This is a genomic window from Chitinophaga eiseniae, assembly GCF_012641265.1.
Classification (GTDB): Bacteria; Bacteroidota; Bacteroidia; order Chitinophagales; family Chitinophagaceae; genus Chitinophaga; species Chitinophaga eiseniae_A.
The window spans coordinates 1-21,278 of sequence record NZ_JABAHZ010000016.1; the positions used below are offsets into that span (position 1 = coordinate 1).

18 protein-coding genes and 1 tRNA gene are annotated in these 21,278 nt (G+C 44.7%); 9 read left to right on the plus strand and 10 right to left on the minus strand.

All coding sequences use genetic code 11. The features are described from left to right. The first annotated feature begins 429 nt into the window (after positions 1 to 429). Positions 430 to 1,551, plus strand: coding sequence for a glycoside hydrolase family 43 protein (locus HGH91_RS30620; protein WP_168743050.1), 1,122 nt, complete (start codon positions 430 to 432; stop codon positions 1,549 to 1,551). A 184-nt stretch (positions 1,552 to 1,735) separates the two neighbouring features. On the opposite strand, the gene HGH91_RS30625 is transcribed toward HGH91_RS30620, so the two are convergent. The 4 genes from HGH91_RS30625 to HGH91_RS30640 all read right to left on the minus strand — a co-directional run bounded on the left by HGH91_RS30625 (position 1,736) and on the right by HGH91_RS30640 (position 5,119). Further along, entirely contained in the window at positions 1,736 to 2,491 is a 756-nt protein-coding gene (locus HGH91_RS30625) for a hypothetical protein (RefSeq protein WP_168743051.1), read from the minus strand. 24 nt (positions 2,492 to 2,515) lie between these two features. Continuing rightward, a complete protein-coding gene (locus tag HGH91_RS30630; protein ID WP_168743052.1) occupies positions 2,516 to 3,031 on the minus strand; it encodes a hypothetical protein in 516 nt (171 codons plus the stop codon). After that, positions 3,028 to 3,363 (minus strand): hypothetical protein, encoded by a 336-nt coding sequence (locus tag HGH91_RS30635; RefSeq protein ID WP_168743053.1) that lies wholly within the window; start codon positions 3,361 to 3,363, stop codon positions 3,028 to 3,030. The genes HGH91_RS30630 and HGH91_RS30635 overlap by 4 nt, the downstream gene beginning before the upstream one ends. A gap of 418 nt (positions 3,364 to 3,781) precedes the next feature. After that, positions 3,782 to 5,119 (minus strand): hypothetical protein, encoded by a 1,338-nt coding sequence (locus HGH91_RS30640; protein ID WP_247651897.1) that lies wholly within the window; start codon positions 5,117 to 5,119, stop codon positions 3,782 to 3,784. 367 nt (positions 5,120 to 5,486) lie between these two features. Here HGH91_RS30640 and HGH91_RS30645 point away from each other — a divergent pair, with 367 nt between their 5' ends. Then, the gene (locus tag HGH91_RS30645; protein ID WP_168743054.1) at positions 5,487 to 6,116 is read left to right on the plus strand and encodes a class I SAM-dependent methyltransferase; all 630 of its coding nucleotides are present in this window, start codon (positions 5,487 to 5,489) and stop codon (positions 6,114 to 6,116) included. Positions 6,117 to 6,330: 214 nt separating this feature from the next. Here HGH91_RS30645 and HGH91_RS30650 read toward each other — a convergent pair whose 3' ends face one another. From HGH91_RS30650 to HGH91_RS30670, 5 genes are all read right to left on the minus strand, one after another. After that, positions 6,331 to 6,891: an RNA polymerase sigma factor gene (locus HGH91_RS30650; protein WP_168743055.1), complete on the minus strand. Its 561-nt coding sequence runs from the start codon at positions 6,889 to 6,891 to the stop codon at positions 6,331 to 6,333. Between the two features lie 341 nt (positions 6,892 to 7,232). Continuing rightward, positions 7,233 to 7,577 carry a DHCW motif cupin fold protein gene (locus HGH91_RS30655; protein WP_168743056.1) on the minus strand — a complete coding sequence of 115 codons (345 nt, stop codon included), beginning with the start codon at positions 7,575 to 7,577 and terminating at the stop codon, positions 7,233 to 7,235. A 10-nt stretch (positions 7,578 to 7,587) separates the two neighbouring features. Then, positions 7,588 to 8,058: a hypothetical protein gene (locus HGH91_RS30660; protein WP_168743057.1), complete on the minus strand. Its 471-nt coding sequence runs from the start codon at positions 8,056 to 8,058 to the stop codon at positions 7,588 to 7,590. Positions 8,059 to 8,185: 127 nt separating this feature from the next. After that, positions 8,186 to 9,046 carry a TraB/GumN family protein gene (locus HGH91_RS30665; RefSeq protein WP_168743058.1) on the minus strand — a complete coding sequence of 287 codons (861 nt, stop codon included), beginning with the start codon at positions 9,044 to 9,046 and terminating at the stop codon, positions 8,186 to 8,188. A gap of 142 nt (positions 9,047 to 9,188) precedes the next feature. Further along, positions 9,189 to 10,304, minus strand: a complete 1,116-nt coding sequence (locus HGH91_RS30670) for a suppressor of fused domain protein (RefSeq protein WP_168743059.1) — start codon at positions 10,302 to 10,304, stop codon at positions 9,189 to 9,191. A gap of 100 nt (positions 10,305 to 10,404) precedes the next feature. On the opposite strand from HGH91_RS30670, the gene HGH91_RS30675 reads away from it, so the two are divergent. Further along, on the plus strand, positions 10,405 to 11,172 hold the full coding sequence (locus HGH91_RS30675; protein WP_168743060.1) for an NIPSNAP family protein: 768 nt from the start codon (positions 10,405 to 10,407) through the stop codon (positions 11,170 to 11,172). A 30-nt stretch (positions 11,173 to 11,202) separates the two neighbouring features. On the opposite strand, the gene HGH91_RS30680 is transcribed toward HGH91_RS30675, so the two are convergent. Then, the gene (locus HGH91_RS30680) at positions 11,203 to 12,114 is read right to left on the minus strand and encodes a LysR family transcriptional regulator (RefSeq protein WP_168743061.1); all 912 of its coding nucleotides are present in this window, start codon (positions 12,112 to 12,114) and stop codon (positions 11,203 to 11,205) included. Between the two features lie 191 nt (positions 12,115 to 12,305). Between HGH91_RS30680 and HGH91_RS30685 the strand changes: the two genes are divergently transcribed. From HGH91_RS30685 to HGH91_RS30710, 6 genes are all read left to right on the plus strand, one after another. Continuing rightward, the gene (locus HGH91_RS30685) at positions 12,306 to 13,229 is read left to right on the plus strand and encodes a family 2A encapsulin nanocompartment shell protein (protein WP_168743062.1); all 924 of its coding nucleotides are present in this window, start codon (positions 12,306 to 12,308) and stop codon (positions 13,227 to 13,229) included. Next, the gene (locus tag HGH91_RS30690) at positions 13,216 to 14,862 is read left to right on the plus strand and encodes a family 2A encapsulin nanocompartment cargo protein cysteine desulfurase (RefSeq protein WP_168743063.1); all 1,647 of its coding nucleotides are present in this window, start codon (positions 13,216 to 13,218) and stop codon (positions 14,860 to 14,862) included. The genes HGH91_RS30685 and HGH91_RS30690 overlap by 14 nt, the downstream gene beginning before the upstream one ends. A gap of 310 nt (positions 14,863 to 15,172) precedes the next feature. Next, positions 15,173 to 15,244: transfer RNA gene (locus HGH91_RS30695), tRNA-Met, on the plus strand. A 162-nt stretch (positions 15,245 to 15,406) separates the two neighbouring features. Beyond that, positions 15,407 to 15,823 carry an inner membrane protein YiaA gene (gene yiaA / locus HGH91_RS30700; protein WP_168743064.1) on the plus strand — a complete coding sequence of 139 codons (417 nt, stop codon included), beginning with the start codon at positions 15,407 to 15,409 and terminating at the stop codon, positions 15,821 to 15,823. A gap of 643 nt (positions 15,824 to 16,466) precedes the next feature. Beyond that, positions 16,467 to 19,436 carry a SusC/RagA family TonB-linked outer membrane protein gene (locus tag HGH91_RS30705; protein WP_247651898.1) on the plus strand — a complete coding sequence of 990 codons (2,970 nt, stop codon included), beginning with the start codon at positions 16,467 to 16,469 and terminating at the stop codon, positions 19,434 to 19,436. A gap of 20 nt (positions 19,437 to 19,456) precedes the next feature. Then, positions 19,457 to 21,088, plus strand: a complete 1,632-nt coding sequence (locus HGH91_RS30710) for a RagB/SusD family nutrient uptake outer membrane protein (protein ID WP_168743066.1) — start codon at positions 19,457 to 19,459, stop codon at positions 21,086 to 21,088. The last annotated feature ends 190 nt before the right edge of the window (positions 21,089 to 21,278 follow it).

Genomic DNA, 21,278 nt, shown 5'->3' on the forward strand with positions numbered 1-21,278 from the left:
TTAATAGCCCTACCTTGTTTTTAATTAACTTTACTGCTGTATTCATTTCTGACGGTTTATGGGTTAATGAATAAGTGTGGTTACTTAAAATTAACCCTAACTGTCAGATTAAATCGCAACTATTCCAGCTAATAACATATGTAACCTCATAACTGAAGTTCATCAAACCTTTCTTAAGGTTTGATAATTTTCTCGATCTGGCTACAGATAAAAGCCGCAAGTTCTTGATAAAGGATCTGCGGCTTTTTCGTTTAGGTTTCTTAGTCAATGTGAAGTCTGTTTTCTCTGGACGCTTTTTTATGCTGTCCTCCTTTCAGCACAACCGATGATGCGGTAATTTTCCCAATTGCAATTTAATCCCTTACTCCAACTCACCACACCCACATTCCCCTCTCTATGTCCCCTCACAGAAAATTAATATCTTGAAACATGAAAAAAATAATACTTCTCTCTTTTTTAATAGTAGCGGCTATATCCATACATGCACAGCAATCAACCTATAACAATCCTCTGGCTGTTGATTTGGCCGATCCTTATGTATTACATGTCAAAGGCGACAAATATTATATGTACGGAACTGGTGGCGCCAGGAACGGCTTTGCGGCCTATTCTTCTACCGATCTGGTGAATTGGAAAAACGAGGGCCAGGTGTATTTTCATGATAACAAAAATGGCTGGAGCGATCCGAAAGCCGCCTGGGATGGCGCTTATTGGGCGCCCGAAGTATATGCTATAAATGGGAAGTACTATATGTTTTACAGTGCTCAATGGAAAGACAATCCAACGCGGGAGCTTGAAAACTTTCGCATTGGTGTTGCTGTGGCCGATAAACCAACCGGGCCATTTATCGATGTAAACAACAAGCCCGTTTTTAATCCTGGATATCCCATCATCGATGCAAATGTGTTATTCGATACGAATGGAAAAGTATACCTCTATTATTCCCGTTGTTGCTATAAACATCCGGTACAGAGTGAAATAGCAGCATGGGCAAAAAGCAAAGGCTGGTTCAATGAAATTGAAGAAAGCTGGGTATATGGGGTAGAATTAAAACCAGACCTCACTGGCACAATCGGCGAGCCCGTGCTGCTATTACGCCCACCGGTGAGCATGAAAGATAAACAGGCTGAATGGGAAAGCCGTTCGGTTACATCAAAAGAAGTGAATCGCCGCTGGACGGAAGGTTCTACCATCTTCAAAAAAGGAGATACTTATTACATAATGTATTCCGCCAATTATTTCGGCGGCAAAAACTATGCGGTGGGTTATGCGACTGCAAAAAGCCCGTTAGGCCCTTTTAAAAAAGCGGCAAACAATCCTGTGTTACAAAAAAACGTTGAGCAAGGCGGCGTGGTAACAGGCACCGGTCATAATAGCATCACTTATTCACCAGATGGCATAGAAATGCTCTGCATCTACCATGGCCGCACATTGGAAACGGGCGATAAGCGTGTCGTTTTCATAGACCGGATGAAGATATTGTCAGATGGGAAACTAGTGGTGGAAGGCCCCAAAACAGCAGCACAACCGTTTCCCAGTGGCGTTAAGTAGTATTGTTTTTTCCTGCATGCATTGTAGTTTACAAATTCACGTAACAGGTTGAACACCTCGAGCGTTCTCATTATAATAAAACGGCTATTAAGCAGATGCCTGAAAGACTTTTGCTAAATAGCATTGTCGATATCCTAACTTTGTGAGCATTTGTATAACGAGTAGCAACAAAGAACTTCCCTGGCTATACTTTTTTGGTTCTTAACATATTTCTTATTACACTAACGGCTCTGTCGGCTCCCGTTGGAGGAAGCTCCGCATTTTCATTTTTTCCTATTTCATAAGGATTGATGATAACTTTGATACTTTCTCCACTGGAGACTGACAGACGAAATTCCTGGGCATGAATAAGCTTCTGACCATCCGGCAGGTGGTAATTTGAGGAAGTTTCCTGCGTGGAAACTGAAACTATGTCTTTATAGTGATACTCGTTTGTGATCTCATTCAAAAATGCGCCACGAAGAAAGTTATAGTGACAGATATACGAACCTAATATATTCTCATGCAAATGAAAAATAGTTATCTGGTATACAGAAAAGCGTAGAAAATTATCTTTGCCTTTACGCAAAGCCACCTCCTTTATATCAATACCTCTTACATGCCAGTAAACAGGTGATGTAATTAATAAAGGTTCGGACACCTCATCTTCTTTGGTAATACCGAGCTTATGATAGGACTGTTGTATTAGTTTATCAATATCTTCTTTCTGCCAGGCATCCACCGCTGCATCATCTGGCCTTGTATAATGCCTAATCAACCGGTAAACAATGATACTCAGGCTTATAATCAGGCCAATAAATGCCAATCTGTTCAAACCAATCAATTGCTTACCTGATATATAATTAAAAAACAGGAAAATCGCGAACCATGATAATGGTTTTCCCAGTCGTAATTTATAGAAATAGTGCTTTAATCTTTTCCGTCGTTCTAGTGCATCCATAGGGTGTATATAATAAATGGTTATTTACAAACGTTGCTTGAGGATATCGATCACTGGAGAGTTGGCAGAATTAGTATGCTGGATTAACTCATTACATTTGGGAATATCTACCTGATAATTTTCCGCCTCTTTTATTAGTGAAACTATTTGTGCTTCATTTACATGAAAACCATTCATCAAAAAAAAATCGTACAGTACTAAGGCTAACAGGTAATAATAGTGTGCATGCCCAGAGTCCAGACCAATAGCGGCGGAGAGATCTTTCTTTATATTCTCCGCGCTTGATTTAAGGGACAATTTAGGTCGGCGTCCTTTCAAAGATGCCAATCCGCGGTAATAATATGCATCCGCAATCTCTTCATCAGACTGAATGATTTTATCCAGTAGAGAAATAGCATCTTCATAATGTTGCGTATGCAACAATCTAACAGCTTTTTCCATCATACCAGCAATATTTTCCGTAGTATGAAGATAAAGCGTAACGTTACCAATATTAACCTGTGTATTTACTCTTTGATGTTGTTGATGGAATGACGTCATATAAACCATTTTCCAATAGCGACAATAAGCGATTTAATCGTGCCAACAATTCCTTCCGCGGCACTGACGCCCTTCAAAATTTCTGTTGCTTTGGAAAGATGCGTTATAATCGTACTCTTATTATCAGAAGACGCTTGTATCAATTCATTTTTGACCGCATCTGCTGTCGTAGCATCGATAATTCCCTCTCTAACAGCATTTTGTATCATTGTAGCTAACTGTTCAAGTCCGACCTCAAGATCAGCCGGACTGTAAGATTGGTTAACATGAATGTCGCCTCCGGCATTATATTGATGTTGTACCTGTTGTCCTTGTTGATTGAAGATATTCATAAACGTAGCTTTTTACTTGTTAACAGTACAGTTGAAATAATAGGGCATTAACACACTATTAAAGGTAACAAATTCTGTCTATACTAATTTACCTATTAAACACATGATAGTCAATATAGGTCCCGTTAACACATTTCACTTATTATCAACCACTTATTCGAATTTCATTCTATAAAATCAAACGCGGAGAATAAAGAATGCAGAGAATGAGTTGGAATATACCCATAACACATTTACCATCAATTGAATAATACACATGACCGATTTAGATCCCATGAAAAAGTTGCTGACACTGATGGCAACTGGCATCGCGACAACATCAATGAAAAGGTCTGTTGTTATTGATATGTCGTTTTCTATAAAAACAATGCCGGCCATTGGGCCGGCATCTGCAATATAATATAGTAGCTGTTAACCCTTATTTCACTTTCTTCGCCCAGGCCCTCAGCTGGCTAACCGCGTCATACAACACTCCTGCTTCACCCCTGAAATCGCCGGAGCCAGAGGCTTTGCCGGTACGCACATCATACCATTCGTTGAATCCTTTGTTCTTAATAACGCGATCCAGCATTGGACTCATTTCTGCGTAAGCCTCTGCAGGCATGCCATTAACGGTTAATGCAGTGATCATGCGTCCACCGAACCAGGTCCAGTCTCCGGCATTCTGATAAACATAAGCAGGCATGTTTGGAAATACTTCTACCGGGTAAGGCGGATAAACGGTCATCCCGATGGTAGCGAAAGGTTCTTTTTCCGCTGCGGCCAGGAACTGCTGGTTGATCAACCGGATCTCTTTCTGGTCATGTAATCCGGCCAGGATGGCGCAGGTGGTACCGCCGGTATAAAGTATGCTGCGTTCATCGAAGGAAGCAGGAAACGGACTGCCATTCAGGTAAATATGCGGGATATATTTGTTGGCGGTGGCGTCCCACAAGTGTTTCCGGATATTTTTCCTAAGCGTCGAAGCAATATTTTTCCAGTTGTCGCGAGCCACATAAGCTGCAGGTTTTATTACAAGGAAATCGTTGATGGCCAACAGGAACATGGCATTGTCGTAAATATCGATCGCCCATTTTGTTTTTTCATTTAGCGCAACACCCCATCCGGTTTCTGGTTGTACATCACCCCAATCTATCGTGGTAGCGCCTTTGACAAGACCATACTCTTTCGACCAGCGCTCATTTAAAATAAACTGCATAGCGGCTTCCATTCTTTGCAGCACGGTTTGATCGCCCACCTTTTCCTGGAGAATACTTTTATCGCCGGTTACGTCAATGTATTGCTTTACAGCCTGTATCAACGATGATTCCTGGTCTGTTTCTACTGTGTTCTTGTGGCTGGCCCAGCCTGGCGCCAGTGCTGAGTGGGCGTATTTATAACCGACGTTAGCTTGTTTTTCATTAATGGCGCCATCAGGAATATTACCATCAGTGCCTTGTAGCTTGAAAAAGAGAAGCAGCGCGTCTTTTACATCCTGGCGACTACGTGCTTTCAGCGAACCTTTGATAAAGGTATTGAAGTCCCTGATCCAGATTTCCCCATAGCCGGTACCGGCGTTGAACCCGGTTAATACCTTTAACGCCCACGCCTGTACGGTATCCAGCCGGCTGTCGGCCTGTATTTGTTGGGCCAATGCTGTTTTGCTGATTCCTGCAGCTTCCACCCGGCCTGGATAGGATAACAACTTAAATTCGCCGCTCTGTGCATGTGTTGCCATGGCCAGGATAAGGCATGGCAGTATAAATAATCTTTTCATCTGTCGTTACTTATCGTATATATAAAATGTGAATTCCAATAACAGTCGGGACAACCATTTAACCAGAGTTATATTTGTACATACATAAATACATATTAAAATGATAATGTCAAATTTTTTAACAGAAAAATTTCCAGGTTATTTCATATTTAATAATATAAGTATTTATAATACACTTAATTAAATTGAATTATTCATTTATAAAAATATTACTCCAGTAACCTTTAGATACACATAATATGTCTGTACATAATAATGGTAAATAATGGTAGTAAACATAAAACAACGGCAATAAAAGCGATCCTTTCCGTGATATCAAAAGGCCTTTCACATTTTTTGTACCTTCATTGCCATTACAAACATGCTTATGGAAAATGAATCCACTCCACCCGAATTCTGGGACGCCGCTTTCATGGAAAAACAAGAGATGTGGGGTTTTGAACCGTCTAAATCCGCTACCCTAACAAAAGATTTTTTTGTGGAGCAAGGCGTTAAAAATGTGCTCATCCCTGGAATAGGCTATGGCCGGAATGCCCAGGTTTTCAGAGATAATGGTATGAGGGTAACGGGAATCGAGATATCCGCCACTGCGATACGAATGGCGGAAAAGCACTATGGTACAGGAATGGTCATCTACCATGGCTCAGTTACCGATATGCCCTTTGACCATGACCGTTATGACGGAATATTCTGTTATGCGCTCATTCATTTATTAGATAGTAACGAAAGAGCTAAACTTATCCGCGACTGCTATCATCAATTATCCCAGAACGGATACATGGTATTTACCGTAATTTCAAAAGAGGCGCCCACCTACGGCAAGGGTACATTTATCAGCCAGGATCGCTACGAAATGTTTGGAGGCGTTAATATGTTCTTTTATGATAGAACATCCATCCAGGAGGAGTTTGGGCAAGCAGGATTGTTTGATATTATGGAGGTAAATGAAAATTATCCTTTCTTTTTGATTAAGTGTAGGAAGGATGGCAATTTTTAATTGCCATCGTTGTTGTGCAAAAGTTATTTAAAAGACAGGTCTGCAATAAAGCTTACGCTTCATGCAGATCCTGTCTTGGTCCGGCAATCCCTCATGCCGTTGCTTTGTAGCGCTGCGCTCCCGGATGTGATGAGCATAGAATGGTCATTACCCTGTTAGCCGTAGCGCAACAAAGCATCCATGCAGTTCGTAAATGATAGAGGGAGAACCTGGCTTACAGGTGAGCGGGACTAAAGTAACCGCGTAAAATTTTTACGGCAGTACCGATTTGATTCTTTACGGTTTGAATACTGGTATTCATTTCCGCAGCAATTTCTTTATGACTCTTTTGTTCATAATGCCTTAAACGGAAGGCTGCAGAGGACTTCGGCGGTACTTTCTTTTTTAGCGCGCTGTTTACCTGTGTATAGATTTCTTTGCTCTCCAGCGGATCACTAGGCAGAAAAGGTTCATCCGGAATATCGGAAATAAATTTCTTCTCCCTGGTGATCTTATTCAAACAACGGTTACGAATGCTGGCATACAGGTAATTCTTCATGATGCTGGCTTTATCCCTGTTTTGATAATTAATATCAATTTTGAGAAACAGCTTCTTGTGCCAGAAATCCATGAAAAATTCCTGCAGCAAATCTTCCGCCTTGTCTACGTCTTTCAACATATCAGAGGCCATGATCATTAACATGTGATGGTACTTGTGGTACACAGTTGTAAAAGCTTGCGCGCTCCCATCTTTTAGCAGATCCAGGAGGACCGCATCTTGGTTGTTTTGTTGCATTCTCATTTCCTTTTAGAGAGACTGATTAGGAAAAATACTTATTCTTATTGTTGCCGGTAATTAGAAAAATGATTTTTCTATGGTTTATTACCGTGGTTGAAAGAGGTTTATTTTGCATTCTTTACTTTAAAACTTAACCTAAAAGTAATGCTATAAAACATGTCACATGGTTAATACATTGTTAAGCAGGAATGTTTAAATATCTGTAAGAATCAAGCCCATAGCGGAAAGGGCAAATTTACATTTATCAAGCAAGAAAGGCATAAGCAACCAGACGATTGCATGATACAAGGGTACTGAAAACGGGGTTAACAAACACATCATCAACATAAAAAAAACAATCAGGGCTTTAAAAAATCACCGTCTATAATCAGCAATTTTACCCCTGCATCAGATATAGACCGATGACTACTCATCTCATCTGCTACTACGTAGGTCATCCCTTCCTTCAACTCAAAGCGATCACCGTTTTGCAATTCACTCAAAAAAGTGCCCTGTAAGCAGTGTACCACATGCCCCTTCTGACACCAGTGATCCGCCAGGTATCCGGGAGAATACTCTACAATACGCAAGCGAAGACCCGGCAACTGCAAGGTTTGCCACCAGGCGGTTCCCGTTTCACCGGTATGTACCGTCTTTTCAATAGTGCTCCAGTCAATAGTTTGAAAAGGATAATTTGCACTCATAGTAAAATATTTAACGTAAACGGATATACGCTTCTATAATCTCATGGTTTATCTGCAGGCTATCAATTTTCTCTATACCACGCTGTATCAATGTATCATTGTGCAATGTGAGCGTAAAAGAAAAATGCTTATCCTCCCAACCACGGTAGCTGCAGTATTGCAGGTGTTCTTCATATTTATCGCCCGACAATACATAAGTGCCGGCGCCGGATGAATACACAGCATTACTGGTATCGGTACCTTTTGACAAGTCGTGCTGAAAAAAAGCAAAATGACTGCCGTTAAATAGCTTGATCATTTCCCTCCCCGCCACCGGGAAGGTACTCGTAGTATCGCCATTCTTAATCATTTTACTATAGGCCAATTTCCAGGTGCCGGTAAGGGATAATGCCGGTGTGGCGGAAGCTGCAGGCGTTTTATCGCCGCACGCAGCAAATGTCAATGCCATTATGCCAATGGCGGAAAATAATCGTAGGTTCATATCTGTTATAGCTGTTTTAATCATAACGGGTATCCAATACACCGGATTCATTCCGGTAACACAAGGTTAATAAAAACATCCGGATTTTATTCCTGTTCCTTTTCCTTGGGTTCCAAAGTACAGGGCTTTAATTCATAATGGGCGTCACGGTATATCCCTGGTTTCTCAGTAAGGTAATAATGCCTGTAGATCCGCCAAGGTGGCCTGCGCCTACAGCAAAAAAACTGGAGCCCTTCTGCATCATTTCCGGCATCTCTGTTACCCAATGATGGTTTCTTTCTTCCAACATTATCTGGATGGTATGCTTATCCGTTAATTCCTCCACCATCCGGTTATACAAGGCGCCCACATCTTCCGCTTTATAATTTTCTACCATCTCGTTCATCATTATCCGCGCGCTGTCAAATCCTTTTACCTGGGTAATAATCTGCTCGTCTGAAAATGCTTTATTCATCATGTCGAGCTGTTCTTGTACCGTTTCCAGTGCCCCCACTGGCAGCTGTTTGGCTGTTGCCATCTGGTTGAACGTCATTTCGTATGATTTGGGTTGCGCACACGAAAATAATTTCTGCGCCATCAGGGCCATTACCATGGTGAGTTTGAAATTATCGAAAGGCTTCAGGGGCATACCCATTTTTTGCTGCATCAGGGAATCCAGTATGGCATATTCCGTTGGAGAAAGTTTCTTATTAAGCGGGGTATCCGCTGTCATAGCCGCTTTCACCAGTGCAGGGGTGGAAGGGTTAAATAAATCGGCCTCCAGTACCAGCTGCGACGCCTGGTCGAATGCATTTTTTGTTTTAGGAGCTATTTTAAAGTCGGCGTCACATATCATATGGATAGTGCCGTACAGGTAAGACGGTTGGGCTAATCCTTTCCCGGTTACTTTCCAGAGGAGCGACTTTTCCAGCTGGGGTTGTTGCTGTCCGCTGGCGCCGCCGGCGAAAAGGCCAACAAATACAATGGCTAACAGGGCTATAGTTTTCATGATGTATTGCATATTGGGTTTTATTTGGAGGATTAGTAGTTGAAACAATGATTTCGTTACAGCAAGGGGCTGTTTTTTTTATTTTTTTGGGAGAGAAAGGTATGCAGCATTATTTTAACGCTGCATACCTGTGTATCAATGTTTATTCAAACGGCAACTCAGCCCGTTTGCCAGCGACATGGTTCAAATTGTGCGCAATCATTTTTTCCAGCAGGTAGTAACCCGCATTAGGCCTCACATGGGCATATTCACGTTCCAGTTTGGTAATGGGCGATAGCCAGTATAAATTCACCTTATCTCCATATACTTCCGGCAGCTGGATTTCCGGCCCGTTGTACAGGGCGGAAGAAAGCACTACGCTTTCGAAGGGGGCTACCAGCTCGTCGGATTTTACCGTATGCCCTTCTCCCAGCCAGGTCACCTGTTTCCAGGGACGGTCGGCCAGTCCCGACATAAAGCTGCCCATATTCATGATTTCCTTGTCGTTGAAATCGTCTTTACGGAAAGCCATGGCTAGTTCCATTCTCCGGAAACCGGGAGACCTTTCATTATACAACAACTCCACCCATGGCATGGGCCGTATGCTAACCCCTAACGTGAGCAAATACACGATGCCATCTTTTTCAAATTTGCCGATAGCCATCGGCGGCCATTGATCACCATCTATTGCATAATATTGCTGCAGGGGGCCCAAAGCCGCCTCGTAAGCTTTAATAAATTTGTCCTGTAAAATACCCCATGCCTGGGAGGTTTCGTCCGACCATTCCTTCCAGAAGGCAATGGCTTGGTCTACCCGGTCATACATGGCATTGGCGCCTCTTTTCCCCAGGGGCATCAGGCGGTCGGTATCACCGGCGCCGATACAATCAGCCGCATAGGCCACCGAATGCTCTTCGTTATATAAACTCCAGCCGGGGATAACACCCAGTATTTCGTCATCGTACATAACGGCAGCGCCATCGCCTTCCTCCATCCATACAATCGCCAGTCGCTCCTTTTCCAATGGTTCCTTTCCCTGCGGATGATTGCAGAAAGCCGCTTCCAGCATAGGCGCCATACCTTCTTTCATAGCGGCCACATCTTTCTTTTCGGGGGCAGGCTTTAAATTGCGCAACCAGCAAGGGCGCGGAGAATATTTAGACGTCAGCAATTCAGACGGATAAAGATAAAAATAAGCTACCCGGTCGTCCTGTTCTACTACGGCATACAAAGTACCTCTATTGTTGGCTTGTTCTATCAACATTACCGGTTCAGACATAATTTCATTTTTTAGATCCTTCAAATTTAGTGCATTCAACCCAGTACTATAAATCCTGGTTTATTTGCAGTATTTTGTCAATTATACAATTCATTTTACTATGAGAAATTCCACTTTATTATTGGCACTCCTGTTGTTTTGCAGCACTGCACTTTTTGCAAAAGAGCGGCAATTCTACCAGATCAAAATCTATCATCTTACCACTGCCTCCCAGGAAGCATTGGTAGACAATTACCTGGAAAAGGCTTTCCTGCCGGCATTGCACCGGGCGGGCATCAAACAGGCGGGCGTTTTCAAACCCGTTACGCCCGATACCGCAGATATCCGGATCTATGTATTCATTCCATTTCAATCGATGGAGCAATTCATAAACCTGGATAAAACCCTGCAGGCAGATAAGTCGCTACCGACTAACGGCCAGGCCTATACGGATGCACCCTGGAATAATATTCCCTATGCCCGTATTGAATCTATTTTATTACAGGCATTTCCCGGGATGCCCATCATGGAAGCGCCGGCGCTGTCAGCGCCTAAAAGCGAACGGGTATACGAACTGCGCAGCTATGAAAGCCCGTCGGAGAAATACCATGTCAACAAGGTAAAAATGTTCAATACAGGGGATGAAATTGGCATTTTCAAAAGCCTGAACTTCCATGCCGTATTTTATGCCTCGGTTATTTCTGGTCCCAGGATGCCCAACCTGATGTATATGACCACCTTCAACAGTAAAGAAGACCGGGACACACACTGGAAGGCATTTAGCGCCGATCCCAGGTGGAAAAGCCTGTCTGCCCTGGAAGAATATAGCCACAACGTTTCCAAATCGGATATCCTCTTTTTAAGACCTGTCAATTATTCTGACATATAATCTTTTTTCCGGGCAGATGGTGGTATCCCGTTATTTGCCCGGATGCATTTCCTCGTCGAACAATCCCCTTACCAAATTTATGGTGTTTGCCGTAGCCCTGGTTTTATCGTAAGCCAGGTAAATAGTGTTAGTAACAGGTACCTCTCCTTCCCACAACAGTTTCAGTTGTTTTTGTTTTACCAGGTCTTTCACCAGGTAATCCGGGGCAATGGTGACGCCATTGATCTGTTGCATGGTTTTTAAAATAGTATTAAAATCCGGTACAATATAACGGGGCCTCCACCCGGGCCGTTTACTGAAATTATGCACCCAGAACCGGCGGATGGCTGGTCCATCGTTGCTATAGGCAAACCAATCCTGTGCCTGCATCCAGGCTTCCGCTCCATCCAGGTCGTTGTTTCGGACACATTTCTTCAGGGGGCCGGCATCTATCCCCGGGCTGCCCACCAGCACCCACTTTTCCTCCAACACAGGTATTGATACCATATTTTTTTCGGCTACTATCCCGGGAGATATCACAAAACCGAGGTCGCCCTTCATCAGTTTCTGTACCAGGTCTTTTGCCTGGCCAAATTCAGCTACCAGGTTCGCTTTCCCGATACGATCTATCCTGGAGGATAGTATGGCGTCAAAGAATTCCTTCGGGGCGCCCAGCTGGATAACGGTCATACACCGCTCCACGCAGGTGCGGTTGAAGTCGCCCTCCACTTTCTCCAGCCGGTCTACCGCATCGATAATCTGGCTGTAAAACAGGTGTCCATAGCTGGTGGGCACCATCTGCCGGGGCTTACGCTCAAACAGCGGGTGACCGATATAGTTCTCCAGGGCCGACAGGTGCTGGCTAACATTAGGCTGTGAAATCAACAATTCCTGTGCGGCGCCTGTTAATGTACCAGACTGGTAGATGGCCTTAAAAGTCCGGTACCATTCAAAATTTACCATAGCACAAAAGTATAAATAAATTTATCCTTTAAAATGAGTTACATCATTTACTTTATACATACTTTTTTCCCGCAAAAAAGACTTAAATTAACTGTATAACACACCCGCCAACAGGCTTGGAAATGACCCACCACACATTTCTACTCCTGGTAAAGAAACTTCATTCTTAAAAATCAAAAAACTGATCCCAGATGGCTAACGACACTCAACACAAAGTTCAGACTGCGCTTGGCGATGTAGCCGCGCGGCAATTGGCAATCGCCACCCGTACGGTACCACAAATGTCTACCATTACACCCCGATGGCTGACGAAGTTAATGAGCTGGATACCGGTAGAATCGGGCGTATACCGGCTCAACAAAGTAAAAGATGCCAGTAGCGTAACGGTAGATTGTTCCGGCAGGGACGAACGCGAATTGCCACAAACGTATGTGGACTATATTGAAAATCCCCGTGAGTATAATCTGAGTGCCGTTAATACCGTACTGGATGTACATACCCGCGTATCCGACCTTTATAGTAAACCTTATAATCAGATCAGCGAACAATTACGCCTGATCATTGAAACCATCAAAGAAAGGCAGGAAAGCGAATTAATCAACAACAAGGAATATGGATTGCTCCATAGTGTAGTGCCCTCACAGCGGTTGAAAACCCGCACCGGCGCGCCAACACCCGACGACATGGATGAACTGATCAGCAGAGTGTGGAAAGAGCCTGGCTTCTTTCTATTACATCCTTCTGCCATTGCCGCCTTTGGCCGCGAATGTACCCGCCGGGGTGTTCCTCCTCCCACCGTATCGTTATTTGGCTCTCAATTCCTTACCTGGAGAGGCATTCCGCTGATCCCTTCTGATAAGGTACCAGTAGAAAAAGGCAAATCCAAAATCATCCTCCTGCGTACCGGGGAAAGCCGTCAGGGCGTAGTAGGCTTATACCAGCCTAACCTGCCCGGAGAGCAATCACCTGGGTTATCGGTTCGCTTTATGGGAATAAATCACCATGCCATCGCCTCCTACCTGGTTTCCCTTTACTGCTCCCTGGCAGTATTGGTAGACGATGCCATCGGTGTATTGGATGATGTAGAAATCGGTAAGTACCATGAATACAAATAATTTCTCCATGGATGGACTACCGGATGTAGCGCTGTTGGAAAAGCTGGCCAACCAGTTTTTTTCTTCCCTGCAACCTGGTAGTGAAGCATCCCCGCTATACGAAGCCGTGAGCCCTGCCCCCGATCCGCTGTTACACCAGGGAAGCGTATCGGATGTTACGCAGGCGCCTACCAGCTTACCAGATCCACATTTTGCCAACAATGGCGGCGTGCCTTCTTCCGTAGCAGGTAGTGGGATTTCTCCTTCAGCCTTATCGCGGCAACCGGCATCCGCTGATCCCTCTTTTGAACAGGAATTGCAGCGGGCGCTGAAAGGTATTCCCCATTCATCTTACAGCGCGCAGTTACCTTTCCAGGGCTTGTCTTATTATTTCCTGCCGGAGCAGCAGTCAGCAATCACGGGCGCCATACCGCAGTCACTCGACATCAACCGGGTGAGGGCGGACTTCCCTATTTTACAGGAACATGTAAACGGCCGGCGGTTAATCTGGCTCGACAACGCGGCTACTACGCAAAAGCCCCGGTCTGTGATAGAGCGGATCAGTCAATTTTATGAGCATGAAAATTCTAATATCCACCGGGCGGCGCATGAGCTGGCAGCCCGCGCCACCGACGCTTATGAAGCCGCCCGTGAAAAAGTAAGACGTTTTCTGAACGCTGCTTCTACCAATGAAATCGTATTTGTACGAGGCGCTACGGAGGCCATCAACCTGGTGGCTAAAAGCTGGGGAGAACAATTCCTGCAGCCAGGCGATGAAATCATTCTCAGCCACCTGGAGCATCATGCCAATATCGTACCCTGGCAGCAACTGGCCCAGCAAAAAGGATTACAAATAAAAGTAATACCGGTAGATGAAGATGGGCAGCTGATATTATCAGCCTACCAACAGCTGCTGAGCAACAAAACCAAACTGGTATCCTTTACGCAGGTATCCAATGCATTGGGCACGGTAACCCCTGTACGACAAATAGTAGAACTGGCCCATCAGGCCGGCGCCAAAGTATTGGTAGATGGCGCGCAGGCAGTATCTCATATGAGGGCAGATGTGCAGTGGCTCGATTGCGACTGGTATGTCTTCTCCGGTCACAAGGTATTTGGTCCCACTGGTATCGGGGTACTTTACGGGAAAGAAGCCTTGCTCAATGAAACCCAACCCTGGCAAGGCGGAGGTAATATGATCAAAGATGTAACCTTTGAACATACCCAATACCAGTTGGCGCCCGGCCGCTTTGAGGCAGGCACCGGCAATATCGCCGATGCCGTAGGACTAGGGGCAGCCATCGACTATGTAGATCATATTGGGATAGACGCTATCCAGCAATATGAGCACTACTTGCTGGTATATGCCACCCAGCTGCTGAAAGAAGTACCGGGACTGCGTTTGATTGGCACGGCGCCAGATAAAACCAGTGTATTATCTTTTGTGTTGAAAGACTTCACCACGGAACAGGTGGGCGCTGCGCTCAACCAGGAGGGCATTGCTGTAAGAGCCGGGCATCATTGTGCACAACCTATTTTACGCAGATTTGGCGTAGAAAGCACCGTGAGACCATCATTAGCTTTTTACAACAGCTGTGCAGATATTGATGCGTTGGCCGAAAGCCTGCTGCGTTTACGCAGAAGCAGGATATAATATCAACGTGCCTGATAAGCATCCGGATGCCTTACACGCATCCGGATTTTTTTTGTTGATAACTATTGATAAATGTTCCAAAGCAGCGATTCTCTTTTTTAGCCTCCACTGGAAAAATATTTTTTTCGCTGGATGTCACCAAAAAATCCATCTCTCACCAACTACCTTCAAACAGTGTACAGCACTGCATTACATAAGATAGCCATTTATGTAATGCGATCACAATTCCCGTGAAATGCTCGTCAGTACTCAAAAAAATTAATCGTTAAATTTTGTAGTTTAAATTATTTACCTACATTTGCAACCACATTGCGAGGTAGAGCAGAGGTAGCTCGTCGGGCTCATAACCCGAAGGTCAGTGGTTCGAATCCGCTCCTCGCTACAAAATATGGAAGTCCTGGACACTCACTGTTCAGGACTTTTTTTTTACTGTATAGTGGATCATCAAATAAATTAGTATTATTACAACAGGCCACCAATATGCTAAAAGCGCACTTTTGTTAGCCATCAAACCTAATCCCAACAATAAAAAGTAAATCAATCTATGAAGCAAAAACCATCAATGGCATTTATTGCTGCCTCCTGGGTGGCTGTACTAGCAGGTATTCTGGGCTTTGTTATTGGTCTTTGGAATGCTACCATGCAACTGAATGAAAAAGGATACTACTTCACCGTATTGATGTACGGGTTGTTTTCCGCCGTATCTGTGCAGAAATGTGTGAGAGATAAAATTGAGGGAATTCCTGTTACAGATATTTACTATGGACTGAGCTGGGTATCCATGCTCCTCACCATTTTGCTGTTGACCGTGGGTTTATGGAATGCTACGCTGGCTCCCAGTGAAAAAGGATTTTATGCCTTTGCATTTTTACTCAGTGTTTTCGGAGCTATTACCGTACAAAAAAATACCCGCGATACACAGGCGGCTAAAGCAGCCGACGTATCCAGGGAAACTCTTTAACTCCTTCCTTCTCACCGGAAGGTATAAACGAACAAATTATCCTGTAAAACAGGGCCTTTGGCAGCTTGCTGCTGAGGGCTTCTTTTTTTATCCCTACCTCTCACAGCGACATTCAGAAAAAAATGTTAAAAATGATTTCATTTAATGCAAATAAGTATTACTTTTATTCCTGAGTTAGAGAAATTGTGCCCGTTACAAAACTTGTTATTCAAATCAGAGATTCCCATGAATCTTTTTTTTGGCCTTATTTGCTAAATCGATTTTTTAATGACAATAAAATGATCGTTAAAAAATAGTGATAGGAGATACCGCGTATGAACGAAAAAACTAAAATGGATATAAAGCATATTCCAGTGCTGTGTTTTAAAATAAACTTGTTATTCTCGTTGTTAGCTAAATCGATATAGTATTAAAAGGAAGGTACTATAAGAGATCAGTGTTTTTACTTATGCTACATCATTAGAGGAACCATGTAAACCTGAATGGAAACCAGGTCACTGCCTCCTATAGAGGTATTTTCACTATTCTAAAACAATTAAAAAACGTAACTCAAATTCTAAAAAACAGCCTGTACCCTTATTGCTAAATCGTTTTTTCAATAATCCAGACAGGCATCTTTATTAACCAATATCAATAAATGTATATGCACAAACGATCCACGTTTTGGGCTCGGACGAGTATTGCCGCTACTGTCCTGATGCTCCTTTCGCTGTTCGCCTCTTCCCAGAGCAGCACTGTAACCGGAAAGGTAATGGACGGTAGCGACCAATCCGTCATTCCGGGAGTTTCCGTCCAGGTAAAAAATACCAATACCGGTACGGTTACCAAAGCAGATGGTACCTTTTCTCTGCAGGCGCCGGAAAACAGCGTCCTGATTTTTTCCTTCGTGGGATATCAGCCACAGGAAGTTCCTGCCAGCAAAGGCGCACCTATGCTTATTAAACTTACTGCTGCCGTTAAATCGTTACAAGACATCGTAGTGGTGGGTTACGGTACACAAAAAAGAAACGAAGTAACTACCTCCGTAGCTACCGTAAAGCCCGAAAGTTTTAACCAGGGCGGTTCCCGCTCACCGATGGACCTCATCCAGGGTAAAGTGGCCGGCTTGTCTGTTACCAGAACACAGGGCAACAATCCTAACAGTGGCGCCTCCATCCAAATCAGGGGTATCAGTTCGATCTCCGGCAACATGAATCCACTGATCGTTATTGATGGTATTCCCGGCGGCAACCTCGACCTGCTGCAACAAGATGATATCGCCAGCTTCGACGTGCTGAAAGATGGTGCAGCAGCAGCTATCTATGGTACCCGTGGTAACAACGGCGTAATCCTCATCACCACTAAAAAAGGAAAAGCAGGCGATCCGCAGTACACCTACTCTACTTACCTGCAACGTGAAGGCGTAGCCAAAAGACCGCATATGCTCAGCGCTGCCGAATACGTAAAAGTAGCCGGAGCCAGCAACAACCAGGGAGCCGACGTGGACATGTACGACCTGCTGCTGGATAAAAACAATCTTAGCCACTATCACAACTTCGCCGCTTCCGGTGGTACCGCCAACAGTAATTACAGAGCCTCTCTCTATTACAGCGATGCCAACGGTATTGCCGTAGAAAACGGCCGTAAACAATATGGTGGCAGGGTAAACGTAAACCAAACAGGCCTGCAGGGCAAACTGACACTGGCCATGAACCTGGCTACCAATTTCAACAAAGCCAATCTCAATGGTGGTAATAGCGGCGATAAAGCAGGCGGCGCCGGCGCTGACTTCGAACAGGCCGTACAACGCAACCCAACTGCTCCAATTTATGATGCCAACGGGAAATTCATCGAAACCAACGGGTACAATAACTACAACCCACTGGCCCGCTTACAGCAGGAACTGTATGACCGCGATCAGAAAACTTACTCCGGCGATGCCCGCCTGACCCTGGAACCGATCCGCGATCTGAAATTATCTGCCTTCGGCGCCATTCTCCGCGACGAGTGGAATGACCGCAACTACCGCAGTAAGTTGTCGCGCTCCTCTATCCAGGATTATTCCGGTGGTGGTTATGCTTATAAAGGTAACCACACCGATCTGAGTAAAACATTTGAAGCAACCGCCGATTATACCAAAACCGTTAACAGCGATCATACATTTAACCTGATGGGCGGTTACAGCTATCAATACCAGACACTGGAAACCTACGACATGGATAACAATGGTTTCCTTACCGACGCCTTCCAGGACTGGAATATCAACGCCGGTAACGCTATCAATGATCCCAAACTTCCACGTCCTTCCCAGAACAGCTTTAAAGAAGACAACACCCTTATCGCGTTCTTCGGCCGTTTGAATTATAACTACAAACAGAAATACATGTTGCAGGCCATCCTGCGTCATGAAGGTTCTTCCCGGTTTGGAGCCAACTACAAATGGGGTAACTTCCCTGCGGTATCAGCAGGATGGGTGATCTCCAAAGAAGCATTTATGCAAAACCTTACCGTGATCAACAACCTGAAGCTGCGCGCCGGCTATGGTATTACCGGTAACCAGGGTATTCCCAACTACAAATCATTGATCACGCTGGGCACCGGTGGTGCTTATCTTCAATATGGTAAATGGATACAGACCTATGGTCCGGATAAAAACCCGAATCCAAACCTGAGATGGGAAAAGAAAAAAGAATTCAACGTCGGTCTGGACTTCTCCCTGTTGCAAAACAGACTGGGCGGTGCCATCGATGTATACAGCCGCAAAACAGTAGACCTGTTGTTCGGTTATGCAGCAGCATTGCCTCCTAATATTGTCGACAACATCTTTACCAATGTAGGTACCATTTCCAACAATGGTGTGGAAGTAGTGATCAATGCGGTACCGGTAAAAACCCGGGATTTCGTATGGAACAGTGATGTGACTTTCAACTCCCAAAGGAATAAAATGGTTTCCTTCTCCAACAATATTTATAAAGCTACCGAACAGTATTTTGGAGATCTTCCCTCTCCGGGTAACCTGGGCCCCGCTATCCGCGTAGTAGAAGGTGGTCCACTTGGTACCTTCTATGGCTACCGTTATGCTGGTCTTACAGATGATGGTAACTGGCTGTTCTATAAAAAAGACGGTACTAAAGGCACTCCTTCAGAAGTAAACCAGGACGATAAAGTAGTATTAGGTAATGGTATTCCTAAATACATGGCTTCCTGGAACAACACTTTCCACTATAAAAACTTTGACCTGAGCGTGTTTTTCCGTGGCAAGTTTGGCTTCAAGATCCTCAATCTCCAGGATATGTATTTCGGTAACAAGAAATGGTCGCCCAACAATATGCTGAGCAGTGCTATCGGTAAAAACAGTAAGATCAATGCTGATCCGCAATTTTCCGATTACTACCTGGAAAAAGGTGATTTCGTAAAACTGGATAACATCACCCTCGGCTATAACTTCAAACTGAAAACCAAGTATATCCGCAACCTGCGTGTATATGCGAGCGGCCGGAACATTGCCACCTTCACCAAATACAGCGGCCTGGATCCCGAACTGGAAGATACCGCCCTGGATTCAGGTATAGATGGAAGAGGATTTTACCCACGCACCCGCTCCTATACCATCGGATTGAACATTGGATTCTAAAAGCAGCAAAACCGACACGCATGAAAAAAACTAAAGTATATATCAGTGCAGCTTTACTGGCGCTCGGCATGAGTGCCTGTACCAAGCTCGATGAAAAGCCATACAGCGTTATCACCGCAGATAACTTTTATCATAACCGGGAAGAAGTACTGGCCGCCGTATTGCGCCCCTTTACTCATGCCAACGCCTGGGCTGCTCCTACCGGGCAAACCGGCTACTGGCGTCTCCAGGAATTATCGGCCGACCAGCTGGCATGGCCACAAAAAGGCCGCCACGGCTATGATGGCGGTAACTGGATTCGCCTGCACAACCATACCTGGATTGCCAACGATGACAACGCATGGAATCCATGGCGGCTCATGTTCTGGGGAATGGGCTTCTGTAACAACTCCATCGCCGACTTTACCAAACTGGATTTCACCAAAATTGGTATGACCGAAGCCGATAAAGTCAGCATTATTGCAGAAACGAAAGTGCTCCGCGCCTGGCACTATCTCAAGTTGATGGACCTCTACGGTAATATTCCCATCGTAACCGAGGTAGGCATCCCGGAAACACCTCCGACCAAACCTCGTAAGGAAGTATTTGCCTTTATTGAAAAAGAAATCAAGGACAACGTAGAACAGCTGAAACCTCTATCTGCCGATATGGTGGGCCGCGTTACCAAAGCGGGCGCCTATGCGATGCTGGTAGAACTCTACCTCAATGCCAAAGAATGGTCTGGCACCGAACGCTGGGATGACTGTATCACGTATTGCAATAAAATTATTGCGGGCGACGGCGGCTCCCTCAGCGGTTCCGTTCCGGCCCTGGAACCAGATATCTTCCGCGCATTTGCCAACACCAACGCTACCTCCCCGGAAGACCTGTTCCAGATTGCCTATGATTTCAGAAACGGTAACTTCCGCTTCGGATGGAACGGCGACTTCTGGCACTATCGTCAACGCCAGGTATACAACGTAGACCGCGATGGTAACAACGGTATCGTAGTAATACCTACCGCCTACGATGCCTTCAAAGACAATGACCTCCGTAAACAAAACTGGATGCTCATCGGTCCGCAGAAAAAAGATCCGGCACTACGCACCAGTGAAGGCGATAGCCTGGTATTGGGTACAGAAGAATACAACAACAAGCCATTGGTATTTGTAAAAGAAATCCGCAGAAATTCAGAAGGAGAAACCGGACCTGGTGGTATGACCCGTGGAGAAGAGAATAGCGGCGCGCGTTTCGCGAAATACCTGCCTGGTAAACTAGACGATCCTAACTACTGGGGCAACGACTTCGTGTTATACCGGCTCACCGAAATTTACTACAACAAGGCAGAAGCACTCATGCGGAAAGCCGGTGGCGTAGCTACCCAGGAAGCGGTAGACCTGATCAACACCTGTAAAAAACGTGCCTTTAAGCCCGCCGACTGGCCTAAAGAAGCCTATACGACCAGCTCCCTCACCATGGATGAATTACTGGCAGAAAGAGGCCGCGAGTTCATTTTTGAAGGAAAACGCCGTACAGACCTGATCCGCTTTAACAAATTCACCACCGCTACCTGGTGGGATCATCAGCCATCCGCCGATAAATACAAACTGTTTCCAATTCCATTCAGACAAATGAGCATCAATCCTAACCTCGTACAAAACGACGGTTATTAATTCAACTATTTGGGCCTGATGGGGTAGACGACACAGGCCCGGATGCGGAACCAGACAAAGAAAGAGGGTGTCTCAAAAATAATTGAGGCGCCCTTTTCAAATTTGAGATAAAATGGGCGAGTTATCCAGATAGTGAGGTTGAAAAAAAGAGTTTTCAGTGCTGTTATAGTGCGGTAAATTTGAGAATGGC

Excerpts from the sequence above, each read along its gene's own strand:
- HGH91_RS30665 (WP_168743058.1), bottom strand. The coding sequence starts at position 9,046 with ATGAAAACTATAGCCCTGTTAGCCATTGTATTTGTTGGCCTTTTCGCC.
- HGH91_RS30640 (WP_247651897.1), bottom strand. The coding sequence starts at position 5,119 with ATGAAAAGATTATTTATACTGCCATGCCTTATCCTGGCCATGGCAACA.
- HGH91_RS30670 (WP_168743059.1), bottom strand. The coding sequence starts at position 10,304 with ATGTCTGAACCGGTAATGTTGATAGAACAAGCCAACAATAGAGGTACT.
- HGH91_RS30650 (WP_168743055.1), bottom strand. The coding sequence starts at position 6,891 with ATGCAACAAAACAACCAAGATGCGGTCCTCCTGGATCTGCTAAAAGAT.
- HGH91_RS30625 (WP_168743051.1), bottom strand. The coding sequence starts at position 2,491 with ATGGATGCACTAGAACGACGGAAAAGATTAAAGCACTATTTCTATAAA.
- HGH91_RS30630 (WP_168743052.1), bottom strand. The coding sequence starts at position 3,031 with ATGACGTCATTCCATCAACAACATCAAAGAGTAAATACACAGGTTAAT.
- HGH91_RS30620 (WP_168743050.1), top strand. The coding sequence starts at position 430 with ATGAAAAAAATAATACTTCTCTCTTTTTTAATAGTAGCGGCTATATCC.
- HGH91_RS30675 (WP_168743060.1), top strand. The coding sequence starts at position 10,405 with ATGAGAAATTCCACTTTATTATTGGCACTCCTGTTGTTTTGCAGCACT.
- HGH91_RS30710 (WP_168743066.1), top strand. The coding sequence starts at position 19,457 with ATGAAAAAAACTAAAGTATATATCAGTGCAGCTTTACTGGCGCTCGGC.
- HGH91_RS30635 (WP_168743053.1), bottom strand. The coding sequence starts at position 3,363 with ATGAATATCTTCAATCAACAAGGACAACAGGTACAACATCAATATAAT.
- HGH91_RS30660 (WP_168743057.1), bottom strand. The coding sequence starts at position 8,058 with ATGAACCTACGATTATTTTCCGCCATTGGCATAATGGCATTGACATTT.
- HGH91_RS30645 (WP_168743054.1), top strand. The coding sequence starts at position 5,487 with ATGGAAAATGAATCCACTCCACCCGAATTCTGGGACGCCGCTTTCATG.
- HGH91_RS30690 (WP_168743063.1), top strand. The coding sequence starts at position 13,216 with ATGAATACAAATAATTTCTCCATGGATGGACTACCGGATGTAGCGCTG.
- yiaA (WP_168743064.1), top strand. The coding sequence starts at position 15,407 with ATGAAGCAAAAACCATCAATGGCATTTATTGCTGCCTCCTGGGTGGCT.
- HGH91_RS30655 (WP_168743056.1), bottom strand. The coding sequence starts at position 7,577 with ATGAGTGCAAATTATCCTTTTCAAACTATTGACTGGAGCACTATTGAA.
- HGH91_RS30705 (WP_247651898.1), top strand. The coding sequence starts at position 16,467 with ATGCACAAACGATCCACGTTTTGGGCTCGGACGAGTATTGCCGCTACT.
- HGH91_RS30685 (WP_168743062.1), top strand. The coding sequence starts at position 12,306 with ATGGCTAACGACACTCAACACAAAGTTCAGACTGCGCTTGGCGATGTA.
- HGH91_RS30680 (WP_168743061.1), bottom strand. The coding sequence starts at position 12,114 with ATGGTAAATTTTGAATGGTACCGGACTTTTAAGGCCATCTACCAGTCT.